Origin of the sequence: Demequina zhanjiangensis (assembly GCF_030418315.1) — a bacterium.
GTDB lineage: Bacteria > Actinomycetota > Actinomycetes > Actinomycetales > Demequinaceae > Demequina > Demequina zhanjiangensis.
The window spans coordinates 107,499-120,787 of sequence record NZ_JAUHPV010000008.1 but is presented as its reverse complement, the minus strand read 5'-3'; the positions used below and the strand labels follow the sequence as shown (position 1 = coordinate 120,787).

General features: G+C 66.8%; 12 protein-coding genes. 6 read left to right on the top strand and 6 right to left on the bottom strand.

Annotated elements, in window-relative coordinates; translation table 11 throughout:
- Nucleotides 1–2 precede the first annotated feature (2 nt).
- From gyrA to dnaA, 6 genes are all read right to left on the bottom strand, one after another.
- A complete protein-coding gene (gene gyrA, locus QQX04_RS12855; protein WP_436968483.1) occupies nucleotides 3–2,576 on the bottom strand; it encodes a DNA gyrase subunit A in 2,574 nt (857 codons plus the stop codon).
- Between the two features lie 46 nt (nucleotides 2,577–2,622).
- Nucleotides 2,623–4,632, bottom strand: a complete 2,010-nt coding sequence (gyrB, locus tag QQX04_RS12850; RefSeq protein ID WP_301129837.1) for a DNA topoisomerase (ATP-hydrolyzing) subunit B — start codon at nucleotides 4,630–4,632, stop codon at nucleotides 2,623–2,625.
- Between the two features lie 221 nt (nucleotides 4,633–4,853).
- Nucleotides 4,854–5,420, bottom strand: coding sequence for a DciA family protein (locus tag QQX04_RS12845; protein ID WP_301129835.1), 567 nt, complete (start codon nucleotides 5,418–5,420; stop codon nucleotides 4,854–4,856).
- A complete protein-coding gene (recF, locus tag QQX04_RS12840) occupies nucleotides 5,417–6,622 on the bottom strand; it encodes a DNA replication/repair protein RecF (protein WP_301129833.1) in 1,206 nt (401 codons plus the stop codon). Before recF ends, QQX04_RS12845 begins: the two co-directional genes overlap by 4 nt.
- 8 nt (nucleotides 6,623–6,630) lie before the next feature.
- Complete coding sequence (gene dnaN / locus QQX04_RS12835; RefSeq protein ID WP_301129831.1) at nucleotides 6,631–7,758, bottom strand: DNA polymerase III subunit beta; 1,128 nt, start codon at nucleotides 7,756–7,758, stop codon at nucleotides 6,631–6,633.
- A gap of 524 nt (nucleotides 7,759–8,282) precedes the next feature.
- Nucleotides 8,283–9,692: a chromosomal replication initiator protein DnaA gene (gene dnaA / locus QQX04_RS12830; RefSeq protein ID WP_436968482.1), complete on the bottom strand. Its 1,410-nt coding sequence runs from the start codon at nucleotides 9,690–9,692 to the stop codon at nucleotides 8,283–8,285.
- A 236-nt stretch (nucleotides 9,693–9,928) separates the two neighbouring features.
- Here dnaA and rpmH point away from each other — a divergent pair, with 236 nt between their 5' ends.
- From rpmH to rsmG, 6 genes are all read left to right on the top strand, one after another.
- Nucleotides 9,929–10,066, top strand: coding sequence for a 50S ribosomal protein L34 (gene rpmH / locus QQX04_RS12825; protein ID WP_062314279.1), 138 nt, complete (start codon nucleotides 9,929–9,931; stop codon nucleotides 10,064–10,066).
- Entirely contained in the window at nucleotides 10,067–10,411 is a 345-nt protein-coding gene (rnpA, locus tag QQX04_RS12820) for a ribonuclease P protein component (protein WP_301129829.1), read from the top strand.
- Nucleotides 10,408–10,746: a membrane protein insertion efficiency factor YidD gene (gene yidD / locus QQX04_RS12815; protein WP_301129827.1), complete on the top strand. Its 339-nt coding sequence runs from the start codon at nucleotides 10,408–10,410 to the stop codon at nucleotides 10,744–10,746. The genes rnpA and yidD overlap by 4 nt, the downstream gene beginning before the upstream one ends.
- A gap of 10 nt (nucleotides 10,747–10,756) precedes the next feature.
- Entirely contained in the window at nucleotides 10,757–11,710 is a 954-nt protein-coding gene (gene yidC / locus QQX04_RS12810) for a membrane protein insertase YidC (protein ID WP_301129825.1), read from the top strand.
- A 51-nt stretch (nucleotides 11,711–11,761) separates the two neighbouring features.
- Nucleotides 11,762–12,250, top strand: coding sequence for a Jag family protein (locus QQX04_RS12805; protein WP_301129824.1), 489 nt, complete (start codon nucleotides 11,762–11,764; stop codon nucleotides 12,248–12,250).
- Between the two features lie 82 nt (nucleotides 12,251–12,332).
- Nucleotides 12,333–13,007, top strand: a complete 675-nt coding sequence (gene rsmG / locus QQX04_RS12800) for a 16S rRNA (guanine(527)-N(7))-methyltransferase RsmG (RefSeq protein WP_301129822.1) — start codon at nucleotides 12,333–12,335, stop codon at nucleotides 13,005–13,007.
- The last annotated feature ends 282 nt before the right edge of the window (nucleotides 13,008–13,289 follow it).

Sequence of the window (13,289 nt, the reverse complement as noted above, 5' to 3'; positions counted from 1 at the left end):
GACTACTCCGCGCTGTCGGCAGCGGGCGTCTCGCCCTCTCCTGACTCGGCATCCGCCTCGTCCTCGTCCTCCGCGAGATTGCGCTCGACGTTCCGAGCGATGCCGATGATGCGGTCCTTCTTGCCGGGCTTGGCGAAGGTGACGCCCATCGTGTCCTTGCCCTTGGCGGGCACCTCGTCCACACGGGAGCGCATGACCTTGCCGGACTCCATGATGACGAGGACCTCGTCGGTCTCGTCCACGAGCATGGCGCCCACCAGGTCGCCGCGCTCGTCCGTGAGCTTCGCGACCTTCACGCCGAGCCCGCCGCGGTGCTTCGGCGTCCATGCGGACACGGCGGTGCGCTTGGCGAAGCCGTGCTCGGTGACCACGAAGGAGAACGGGCCTCCCGCGTCGGCTGCCACCGCAGCGGCGTCCTCATCGGACGCGTCGGTCACGCCGAGCTCCTCGGCATCGGGCACCGACGCGTCGATGACGTCCAGGGCGAGCAGCTCGTCGTCCCCGCGGAACGACATGCCCTTCACGCCGGAGGTGGCGCGGCCCATCGGGCGGAGCTCCTCGTCCGTCGCATGGAAGCGGACCGACTGGCCCTTGCGGCTGACGAGCATCAGGTCGTCCTCGGGCGCCACGAGCCTCGCGGCGACCAGTTCGTCCGGACGGACCTCGCCGTCATCGCCCTCGACGTCACGCAGGTTGATCGCGATGAGACCGCCGCTGCGGTTGGAGTCGTACGAGGCGAGCTCGGTCTTCTTCACGAGGCCACGCTTGGTGGCGAGCACCAGGTACGGCTTGTCCTCGTAGGTGCGCAGCTCCATCACCTGGGCGATCTCCTCGCCAGGCTGGAAGGCGAGCAGGTTCGCGACGTGCTGACCCTTCGAGTCGCGTCCGCCCTCCGGAAGGTCGTAGGCCTTCGCACGGTAGACGCGACCGAGGTTCGTGAAGAACAGCAGCCAGTGGTGCGTCGTCGTGACGAAGAAGTGGCTGACGGTGTCATCCGAACGGAGCGAGGCGCCTCGCACTCCCTTGCCGCCTCGCTTCTGGGCACGGTACTGATCCGAGCGCGTCCTCTTCGCGTAGCCGCCGCGGGTGATCGTGACGACGATCTCCTCCTCGGCGATCAGGTCCTCCACATCGACGGACCCATCGAACGGCGAGATCTCGGTGCGACGTTCGTCTCCGTACTTGCGCACGATCTCCGTGAGCTCCTCGGAGATGATCGTGCGCTGACGCAGCTCGGAGCCGAGGATCGACCTGTAGTCCTCGATCTTGCTCATCAGCTCGGCATACTCGGCCTCGATGCGCTGGCGCTCGAGTGCTGCGAGGCGACGCAGCTGGAGGTTCAGGATCGCGTTCGCCTGAATCTCGTCGACGTCGAGCAGCTCCATCAGCCCCGTGCGCGCCTCGTCGGCAGAGGGAGAGCGGCGGATGAGGGCGATGACCTCGTCGAGCATGTCGAGGGCCTTGACGTATCCGCGCAGGATGTGGGCTTCGCGTTCGGCCTTGGCGAGGCGGTACGCGGTGCGACGCTGGATGACCTCGATCTGATGCGAGATCCAGTGCTTGACGAACTGGTCGATGCTCAGGGTGCGGGGCACGCCGTCGACGAGCGCGACCATGTTCGCGCCGAAGGTCTCCTGCAGCTGCGTGTGCTTGTAGAGGTTGTTGAGCACGACCTTCGCGACGGCGTCGCGCTTGAGCACGATCACCAGGCGCTGGCCGGTGCGCCCCGAGGTCTCGTCGCGGATGTCGGCGATGCCTGTGAGCTTGCCGTCCTTGACGAGCTCGGCGATCTTCAGTGCCAGGTTGTCAGGGTTCACCTGGTACGGGAGCTCGGTGACCACGAGGCACTGGCGTCCCTGGAGCTCCTCGACGTTGACGACGGCGCGCATCGTGATCGAGCCACGACCGGTGCGGTACGCCTCCTCGATTCCCCTGCGGCCCAGGATCATGGCATGGGTCGGGAAGTCAGGTCCCTGGATGCGCTCGATCAGCGCCTCCTGCAGCTCCTCGCGGGTGGCCTCAGGGTGATCGAGCGACCACTGGACGCCGGCGGCGACCTCGCGCAGGTTGTGCGGCGGGATGTTCGTCGCCATGCCCACCGCGATGCCCGCGGAGCCGTTGACAAGCAGGTTGGGGAAGCGCGACGGGAGCACCGATGGCTCCTGCGTCTTGCCGTCGTAGTTGTCCTGGAAGTCGACGGTGTCCTCGTCGATGTCCCGGACCATCTCCATGGCGATAGGCGCCATGCGCGACTCGGTGTATCGGTGAGCCGCGGCAGGGTCGTTGCCCGGAGAACCGAAGTTGCCCTGACCGTCGGCGAGCGGGTAGCGCAGCGACCAGTCCTGCACCATGCGCACGAGGGTGTCGTAGACCGCGCTGTCACCGTGCGGGTGATAGTTACCCATCACCTCGCCGATGATGCGCGTGCACTTGGAGAACGAGCGATCGGGCCGGTAGCCGCCGTCGTACATCGCGTAGACGACACGGCGGTGGACTGGCTTCATGCCATCGCGGACGTCCGGCAGGGCGCGTCCGACGATGACGGACATGGCGTAGTCCAGGTAGGACTGCTGCATCTCCACATTCAGGTCGACCCTGTCGATCCTGCCGTGGTTGTGGACCTCAGATGTCAAGGAACCTCACGTCCTTCGCGTTGCGCTGGATGAAGCTGCGGCGGGCCTCGACGTCCTCACCCATGAGGATCGAGAACGTCTCGTCAGCGAGGGCCGCGTCATCCATGGTGACCTGAAGAAGGGTGCGGGTCTCGGGATCCATGGTGGTCTCCCACAGCTCCGAGTAGTCCATCTCGCCCAGACCCTTGTAGCGCTGGATGCCGTTGTCCTTGGGCATCTTCCATCCGGCATCGCGTCCGAGCTGAAGCATCGCGTCACGCTCGCGGTCCGTGAACGCGTACTCGTGCTCGTGGTTCGACCACTTGAGCTTGTACAGCGGAGGCTGCGCCAGATACACGTAGCCGGCCTCGATGAGGGGACGCATGTAGCGGAAGAGCACGGTCAGCAGGAGGGTGCGGATGTGCTGGCCGTCGACGTCGGCATCGGCCATCAGCACGATCTTGTGGTACCTGGACTTCTCGATGTCGAACTCGTCGCCGATGCCGGAGCCGAAGGCGGTGAACAGCGCCTGGATCTCCGCGTTGGCGAGCGCCTTGTCGAGCCGTGCGCGCTCCACGTTGAGGACCTTGCCTCGCAGTGGCAGGATCGCCTGGGTCGCCGGGTTGCGGCCGCGCACCGCGGAGCCGCCCGCGGAGTCTCCCTCGACGAGGAAGATCTCGGAGATCGAGGGGTCCTTGGAGGAGCAGTCACGGAGCTTGCCCGGCATGCCGCCTGACTCGAGGAGTCCCTTCCGTCGCGTCGCCTCGCGCGCCTTGCGCGCGGCCATGCGCGCGGCAGACGCCTGGATCGACTTGCGGACGATCTCCCTGGCCTCGTTCGGGTGGGCGTCGAGCCAGTCGGTCAGCTGCTCGCCGACGATGCGCTGCACGAACGTCTTCGCCTCGGTGTTGCCCAGCTTCGTCTTCGTCTGGCCTTCGAACTGCGGCTCCCCGAGCTTGACCGAGATGACGGCGGTCAGACCCTCACGGACGTCGTCACCCGTCAGGTTGTCGTCCTTCTCCTTGAGGAGGTTCTTGTCCCGGGCGTAGCGGTTGATGAGACCGGTGAGCGCCGCACGGAACCCTTCCTCGTGAGTACCGCCCTCGGTGGTGGAGATGGTGTTGGCGTAGGTGAAGACCGACTCCGAGTAGGCGGTGGTCCACTGCATCGCCATCTCGAGCGAGATCTTCTTCTCAGTGTCCTCGGCCTCGAGGCTGATGATCTCGGGGTGCACCTCCTCGGCCTTCTTGGTCGAGTTGAGGTGCGCGACGTAGTCGACGAGTCCGCCGTCGTAGCGGTACGTGACGGTGCGCGAGGTGGGCTCCGGCTCATCGTCGGCGACCTCGGAGTCCTCGGCGACGACGTGCTCGGGGCGCTCGTCGGTGAGGATGATCGTGAGGCCCTTGTTGAGGAAGGCCATCTGCTGGAAGCGGGCGCGGAGCGTCTCGTAGTCGTAGACCGTGGTCTCGAAGATGGCGGGGTCGGCCCAGAAGGTCTGCTGCGTGCCGGTCTCGTCAGTCGACTCTCCCATGACGAGGGTTCCCTGCGGCTTCCCGCCTTCTGCGAACTCCTGGCGCCAGACGTGACCTTGACGCCTCACCTCGGTCTCGACGCGGCTGGACAGCGCGTTGACGACCGAGATGCCGACTCCGTGCAGACCACCTGAGACCGCGTAACCGCCACCGCCGAACTTTCCGCCGGCGTGCAGGATCGTCATGACGACCTCGACGGTGGGCTTGCCCTCGGTCGGATGGATGTCGACGGGGATGCCTCGGCCGTTGTCGGTGACCCGCACGCCTCCGTCGGCGAGGAGCGTCACGGTGATCGTGTCGCAGTAGCCGGCGAGCGCCTCGTCGACCGAGTTGTCCACGACCTCGTAGACGAGGTGGTGGAGGCCGCGCTCTCCCGTCGAGCCGATGTACATGCCCGGACGTTTGCGGACGGCCTCGAGACCCTCGAGGACGGTGATGTTGCTCGCGCCGTAGTCGGGCGTGCCCGGCTTGACGTCGTCTTCAGCCACGTGGATCGCCTTTCAAGCCCCCGACGCGGCCGGAGATGGCTCGCGTCTTATCCTGGATCATTCTAGTGGCTCTGTGGGCCGTTCTGGGCCTATTGAGGCCATATTCACGACTCCTGGGGCGAACACCTTTTCGGCGTGCGAGAAGCGTGCACCTCACGAGCGGCGTGTCAAGGCGTTCACAGGCCCTCGTCGACCTTGCGCGGCGCGACCGGCGGGCGCGATCACCCGTAGGTGTCGCGCGGCCCGCGCCCTCTCACCTTGCGCGGCCCCTTGCTCCAGGTGCGCGCCGTGGGCCCGAGCACCCTGAGCTCCTTGACCAGGTCCCGTCCGAGCTCCTCGTTGAGCCGGTGGATGAGCTGCCCCTTCATGAGGGTCAGCTGGGTCGCCCACGCGGTCGACGATGCCTTGACCGTGAGGGTGCCGTCCTCGAACTCGAGAGGCTCGCACCTGTCGGCGATCTGCTCGCCCACCACCTCACGCCATCGGGCGGTGACAGAGGTCACCTCGATCTGCTCGGCCCACCCCATCCTGCGCATGAGCGACTGCACCGCGTCCGACATCGGTTGGGGATCGCGGCCGACGCCATAGGGGAGAGCATCACGCTCGGTGCGGTCCCGCTTCTCGTTCCGATCGCGTCGGGCCGCCCGGGGGCTGCCCAACCGCGCGCCCCGTTGACGAGCGGAGTCCCGCGCGCGCTGCATCGCCTCGCGCGCGATGTCCTGCGCGGAGCGCAGAGGCACACCTTCCTCATCCGCCGGGACCGGCGGCAGCTCTCCCTCGTCCGTCATCCGGCACCGCCTGCATCCGCCACGGCCGTCGTCAGTCCCGACTCGTCCCGCGAGACGAGAACCGTCGCGGCTCCCGCGGGGTGCGCGGCGAGCTCGGCCGGCACGTCCTCGGCGACGGCGGCCGTGATGAGGACCTGGCGCGCGTCGGTGAGTCGGCGCGCGAGTGCCGCGCGGCGGCCGGAGTCGAGCTCGGCGAAAACATCGTCGAGGATGAGCACGGGCTCACCGTCCGGGTCGTCGTCGGGTCCGCCGTCGGCCGTCAGCAACGTGTAGGTGCCGAGCCGAAGCGCGAGCGCGCACGACCAGCTCTCGCCGTGGCTCGCGTACCCCTTCGCCGGCATGCCGCCCAACGTGATGTCCAGGTCGTCGCGGTGCGGTCCCGCGAGGTTCACGCCCCGCTCGATCTCCTGCGAACGGAGGGTGCGGAGCCTGTCGAGCAGCCGAGACTCGATCTCGGCGACCGTCGCGTCGGCAGGGAAGGGGATCACCGGGTCCGCGTCGCGATGCGCAGGCGAGTCGAGCGAGGTGGAGTAGGTGAGCTCGCAGAGGCCGCCTTCCGGCGCGACGTCCGCATAGGCCTCGGCGACATGCGGTGCGAGCGCGGCGACCGCCCGGCGTCGGGCATGGATGATTCGGGCGCCCAGCTGCGCGAGCTTCTCATCCCAGATGTCGAGCATCGTGAGGTCGCCCCGCGCATTCTTCGCGGTCTTGAGCATCGAGCCGCGCTGCTTGAGCACCCGGTCGTAGTCGGCGAGGTCTCCGGCGAGCGCGGGCTGGAGCGAGACGACGAGCTCGTCCATGAGCTGTCGCCGTCCCGCCGGATCGCCCTTGACGAGCATGAGGTCCTCGGGAGCGAAGACGACCGTCCGCAGCACACCGAGCAGCTCGCGCGGCCGGATCTGGCCACGGTTGAGGCGCGCGGTGTTCTGCTTCCCCGAGTTGAGCGTCACCTCCATCGACAGGGCGCGACCGTTCTTCTCGATCCGTGCGCCGATGACGGAGCGCTCGGATCCGAACCTCAGAAGAGGAGCGTCGGCCGCGACCCGATGCGACGACAACGTCGAGAGGTACCGCACCGCCTCGACGAGGTTGGTCTTCCCCTGACCGTTCCGGCCGACGAAGGTCGTGACGCCGGGACCGATCGCGAGATCAAGGCTCCCGTACGAGCGGAAGTCTGCGAGCTGGACGTGCGTGACGCGCATCCGCGAGGTCAGGAGGCGATGCGGATGGGGACAAGCAGGTAGCGGAACTCGCTGGCAAGGTCGCCACCCGGCTCGGAGAGTCCGACGAACTCGACCGGCTTGGTGTCCTGCGTGAAACCGAACCGCACGTACTCGGTGCCGAGCGCGTTCAGACCGTCCAGCAGGTACTGCGGGTTGAACGCGACCGTGATGTCACCGCCCTCGACGGTGGCCTCGAGCGCCTCGGACGCCTGCGCGTCCTCGGTCTGACCTGCGTCGAGCGTCACCTCGCCCTCCAGGAAGGCGAGGCGCACGGACGAGTTCCGCTCGGCGACGAGCGAGACGCGTCGCGTGGCGTCGATCAGATCCTGGGTGCGCACCACCGCGGTGATCGGGCTCTCATCCGGGAAGAGCCGACGGACCTGCGGGTAGTCGCCGTCCATCAGCAGCGAGGTGGTGACGAGGCCGCCGGCCGAGAAGCCGACCAGGTCGATGCCCTGGCCCGAGCTGAGAGCGACGGTGACGTCGCCGGCGCCAAGAGCCTTGGCCGTCTCGGTGAGAGTCTTCGCACGCACGAGCGAGATCGCCGACGCGTCGGAGGCAGACGGCTTCCACGACAGCTCGCGCAGCGCGAGCCGGTAGCGGTCGGTGGCGAGCAGCGACACGTGGCTGCCCTCGATCTCGATGCGGATACCCGTGAGGATCGGGAGGGTCTCGTCTCGAGACGCCGCGACGCTCACCTGCGCGACCGCCTGCTGGAACTCGGCGCCGTCGATGGTGCCGGACTGCTCGGGCAGCTGCGGAAGGTCGGGGTACTGGTCGACCGGCATCGTCGCAAGCGTGAAGCGCGAGGCGCCGCAGGTGACGGACACCTTGGTGCCGTCGAGCTCGAACTGCACCGGCTTGTGGGGGAGCGCGTTGGCGATGTCGCGCAGGAGGCGACCGCTCACGAGCACCTCACCGGCCGTCTCGACGTCGGCGGGGAACTCGCCCCGTGCGGAGACCTCGTAGTCGAAGCTCGACAGGCGGACGACGCCCTGAGCGTCGGCCTCGATGTGCACTCCCGCGAGCACGGGAACAGGGGGACGGGCCGGGACGGCGCGCGACGTCCACGTCACGGCGTCGGTGAGAACGTCGCGATCGACGGAAAACTTCATGTGCGGTCTCTCCTCTGGTCTGCGCCACAGACTACGCCAGTTCGGACCTCGTTCCACGGGAAACCGGGACGCGTGGCGCGGAGCGTCATGAAGGTCGGATGGGGAGTAATCACAAGAAAGGTTGAGAAGTAGTCATAGGGGCGGTGGAATCTGGGGATTCCTGTCATTCGCGCTGGTAACTACAAGATCTGTGTTGTGGATCGCTCGGGGACGGAGCTGCGGAGACGCTGAGCTTCGCGGTGGATGAGGAATGCGGACTCACAGGAAGCGGCGCGTAGTTCACAGGTTGTTCGTCTGTGGACTTCTTGTCGTTCACAAGAACTCACAGGCTTTTCCCCAGGTGTGCATGACGCATCGATCCGTGGTATTGCGGTCGTGAACTGTTGTCGTTCCGTGACATCGAGAACGCGCGACTCAGCGCTCCGAGGGCACCGCGAGCAGGCGGCAGCGGGCATCGTCGGGCCATCACAAGGCCGGGACCGAGCCGCGAAGCCGAGGGTGTCGGGCGAGCGAAGGCGAAAGGATCAGCCGCGGGTCTGCTGCTTGACGCGCGCGTGGATCTCGTTGACCTGGTTGTACATCTGCCGACGCTGCGCGATCTGATCCTCGACCTTCTTGACCGAGTACATGACCGTCGTGTGGTCCTTGCCACCGAAGTGCTCGCCGATCTTCGGAAGCGACAGGTCGGTGAGCTCACGGCACAGGTACATGGCGATCTGACGCGCGGTCACGAACACCCGTGAACGTGAGGTGCCGGTGAGCTCGTCCATCGAGATGCCGAAGTAGTCGGCCGTGGTGCCGATGATCGACGACGCCGTGATCTCCGAGTCGTTGTCGCTGATCAGATCCTTGAGCACCACCTGCGCCAGGGACAGATCCACTGTCTGCTTGTTGAGCGCCGCGAACGCGGTCACACGGATCAGCGCGCCTTCGAGCTCGCGGATGTTGCTCGTGATGTTGGAGGCGATGTACTCGAGCACGTCTCCGGGCGCCGCGACGTCGTCCGCCTGCGCCTTCTTCCTGAGGATGGCGATGCGGGTCTCGAGGTCCGGCGGCTGGACGTCGGTCATGAGGCCCCACTCGAAGCGGGTCCTCATGCGCTCCTCGATCCCGTCCAGGTTGCGCGGGCTCACATCCGAGGTGATCACCACGTGCTTGCCGGCGTTGTGCAGCGCGTTGAAGGTGTGGAAGAACTCCTCGAGCGTCTGCTCCTTGCCCTGCAGGAACTGAATGTCGTCGATCAGCAGGACGTCGACCTCGCGGTACGTCCTCTTGAACGTCAGCGAGCGGTCGTCACGGATCGAGTTGATGAAGTCGTTGGTGAACTCCTCCGAGTTCACGTAGCGGACCCGGGTCTGCGGCTTGATCTGGCGCGTGTAGTGGCCGATCGCATGCAGCAGGTGCGTCTTCCCCAGTCCCGACCCGCCGTAGATGAAGAGGGGGTTGTAGGTCTTGCCGGGTGATTCGGCGACGGCGAGAGCTGCCGCATGCGCGAACCTGTTCGACGAGCCGATGACGAAGGTGTCGAAGGTGTACCGCGGGTTCAGATGAGGATCGGGCACCGCGTCGGGCGTCCTCGTCACGGGCGTCGGGGCCGACGGCGCGCTGGTGCCTGCGTCGTCCACCGCCGTGGGCTCGGGGACAGCGATGTCCGGGGGAGTGACGGACGCGTCGACCGTGACGGCGATCCTGATGTCCCGACCCAGCACATGCGAGAGGGCCTCGGTCACTCCGCCCCGAAGCGTCGACTCGATGTAGGTCTTGGTGAAGTCCTCGGCCACAGCGAGGAACACGTTGTCCTCGACGACCGCGAGCGGCTTCACGAGCCTGAGGAACGATCGGTGCTGTGCGCTGATCCCGCTGTCGTGGACCAGATGCTCCAGGGCCTCTCGCCAGATGTCCTCGATGCTTGGCGCACCCGCCTGCTCGGTCACCTGACCCCCATCCGATCGTCAATCCACAGAGTTCTACACAGCCCGTTGAGAGTACGTCATACGCTCGTTACTTGGGAAGCGGCGTGTCGGTCCAGCGCCTTCGATGTGCGAAGGTGGACTCTATACGTTTGACCTCGAGCGCGCTCAGCAGCGGTGGAATTTGACCGTCCACGCGCGAGCGCGTAACGTTGGTGCGCTGATGTGACCCCATCCCCCATAGTCTTTGGAGCATTCCCGTGAGCAAGCGGACCTTCCAGCCGAACAACCGTAAGCGCGCCAAGACGCACGGCTTCCGCCTGCGCATGCGCACCCGTGCCGGACGCTCGATCCTCGCATCGCGTCGCCGCAAGGGCCGCGGCAACCTTTCGGCCTAAGTGCTGAAGGCCGACTCCCGACTCCGGACGGCCGCGGACTTCCAGTCCGTGATGCGCCGCGGGTCGCGGAGCGGTCGCAAGACCATGGTGGTCTACGTCGAGCGAACCGGTGATGCCCCGAGCATGGCCGGTTTCGCCGTTTCTAGGGCAGTGGGTGTCGCAGTGGTGCGCAACAGGGTGAAGCGTCGCCTCCGCGCGATCAGCGCCGAGCTTCTTCCCACGCTGCCCGACGGGACCCGCATCGTGGTGCGCGCGCTTCCGGCTTCCGCGTCCTCCAGCTTCGAGGCGCTCCGACGCGACCTCCGTGACGGCGCCGCCGCCGCGTTGAGGAAGGCCTCGCTATGACGTGGGCCCAGGTGGGTCGAGGCGTCGCCTCCGCGCCTCGCCTCCTGCTGATCGGCCTCGTCCGCACCTACCAGCTCGTCATCTCGCCACTGACCGGTCCCCGCTGCAAGTACTACCCGTCCTGCTCGAGCTACGGGCTCGTGGCGCTGCAGCGCCACGGCGCGATCAAGGGCAGCGCCCTTGCCGGCTGGCGCGTGCTCCGCTGCAATCCGTGGAGCCACGGGGGAGTCGATGACGTCCCCCAGGTGGGCGAACCTCTGTTCCGCAAGCGCGAGGTCTCGGTAAGGCCGCACGCCGAGCCTGTACCCTCGACGCCAGTCGACCTCAACGAATAGGCAACACCTCATGGACTTCTTCGCGATTCTGCAGCCGCTCGAGTGGGTGGTCGCCAATGTCATGGTGATCTGGCACCAGCTGCTCGAGTTCCTCGGCATGGATCCGGCCGCGGGCATCACCTGGGCCCTCTCCATCGTCGGCCTGGTGGTGACGATCCGTATCGCGCTGATCCCTCTGTTCGTCAAGCAGATCAAGGCATCGCGTGCGATGCAGGTGATCGCGCCCGAGCTGCGCGCGGTGCAGGACAAGTACAAGGGCAAGAAGGACCAGGCGTCCCGCGAGGCCATGAGCCGCGAGACCATGGAGCTGTACTCCAAGCACAAGACGAATCCGTTCGCCTCGTGCCTGCCGATGCTGATCCAGGCGCCCATCTTCTTCGCACTGTTCCGCGTGCTCAACTATCGACTCGAGCAGGGTGGCGGTGAGATCGGCCTGCTCACGGATGAACTGATCAACCAGGCACAGCAGGCGACGTTGTTCGGCGCGGGCTTGGATGAGACATTCCTGTCCGACGGCGCGAGCACCTCTGCGAGGGTCCTATCCGCCGTGCTCATCATCGCGATGGTCGCCACGACCTTCCTCACCCAGCACCAGCTGACGCAGAAGAACATGCCTGCCTCGGCCCTCGAGGGCCCGATGGCGCAGCAGCAGAAGATCCTCATGTACGTGCTGCCGTTCATCTTCGTCATCTCGGGTCCGAACTTCCCGGTCGGTGTCCTCATCTACTGGACCACCACCAACCTCTGGACCATGGGTCAGCAGTTCTACGTCATCCGCAACAACCCGACCCCCGGGTCCGAGGCGGAGCGCAAGCTGCTCGCCAGGCGCGCGGAGAAGGCGAAGCGCAAGGGCAAGACGATCGAGGGCGAGGCCTTCGACATGACCGCCGAGACCGAGGTCGAGGAGACCAAGGCTTCCGGCCAGCGCCAGCAGCCCAAGCGCAAGAACCGCAAGAAGCGATAGTCAAGACCACCCGCGTCGCCTACGGCGGCCGCACAACGAACGGCAGGAATCATGACTGACGAGAAGGACACCGCTCGCCTCGAGGCTGAGGGCGACGCGGCGGCGGACTTCCTTGAGGAGCTGCTCGACATCCTCGACATGGACGGCGACATCGACATCTCCGTCGAGGCGGGACGAGCGAAGGTCGCCGTGATCGCGGACGGACCCAGCCAGGACCTCAAGCGGCTCGTGGGTCCCGACGGAGAGGTGCTCGACGCCCTCCAGGATCTCGCGCGTCTCGCCGTGCAGGCGGACACGGGTGAGATCAGCAGGCTGATGCTCGACATCGCCGACTTCCGTGCCGGGCGACGCGAGCGTCTCGCGGAGCAGGCTCGCGAGGCCGTCGCGAAGGTGCAGGAGTCGGGCGCGCGTGTGTCGCTTCCGCCCATGAACGCCTTCGAGCGCAAGGTCGTGCACGATGTCGTGCTGGCGGCGGGCCTCGGATCCGAGTCGGAGGGCGAGGACCCGAACCGCTACGTCGTGGTGCTGCCCGCGTCCTGATCTGCAGTGCGTTCGCGCGCCGTTCACTCCCGTAGGGGAGTGGGCGGCGCGCTACTGTTTCACGTGAAACCAAGGGAGATCGATGACCGAGACGACTCAGCCGCGCGACGAGAGTGACGTGCCACGCGGACTCCAGGACGATCCACTGAACGGGTCGCCCGATGTCGAGGCGTACTTCGGTGACCGCTATCCGCAGGTGCGCCACTTCGCAGAGCTGCTCGCGGACCAGGGAGTGCTCCGCGGCCTGATCGGGCCGCGCGAGCTGGAGCGCGTGTGGGAGAGGCACATCCTCAACTCAGCGGCCGTCGTGCCGTTCCTCGGCGACGGAGTGATCGTGGACATCGGCTCCGGCGCCGGGCTGCCCGGGCTTGTCGTCGCCGCGATGCTTCCCGAGCGTCGGGTGGTGCTCGTGGAACCCATGGAGCGTCGCGTGCAGTGGCTGCTCGAAGCCTCGCGAGAGGTGGGCATCGACAACGTCACGGTGCTCCGGGGCAGGGCGGAGGAGGTCAAGGAGAGCGTCGAGGCCGACGTGATCACCGCGCGTGCCGTGGCGAGCATCGACAAGCTGGTGAAGTGGTGCGCGCCGCTCCTGGCCCCCGAGGGTGAGATGGTGCTCCTCAAGGGTCGCTCTGCGGGCGATGAGCTCGAGCGCGCGAAGTACGCGCTCCGCAAGCACCGACTCGTCGGCGAGGTTCTTGAGGCGGGCACGTTGCCTGGGCTCGAGCCGACGCGCGTGGTCAGGCTCACGCGCGCCTAGTTGCGGCGGGGAGAAGCAGGCGGTCGAGCAACGGTGTGCGCCTCTCGGTCAGCGCACCTCTGTCGCGGAGGCGACCCGCGAGGTCGTGGTGGCTTCCCTGTCGCGACGTCCTCTCGCCGCATGGCGGCCCGATCCGTGCCCTTGTGCGTGTCGGCGATCGACCCGGATCGGCGGCAGATGTCGCTCCCTGGCCGCGATTTTCAGAATCTTCTCCACAGCGGATCTCCACAGGCCTGCGTGCGGGGGCGGAGGGTCGCCACCATGGTTGTCCACAGAAGGCAC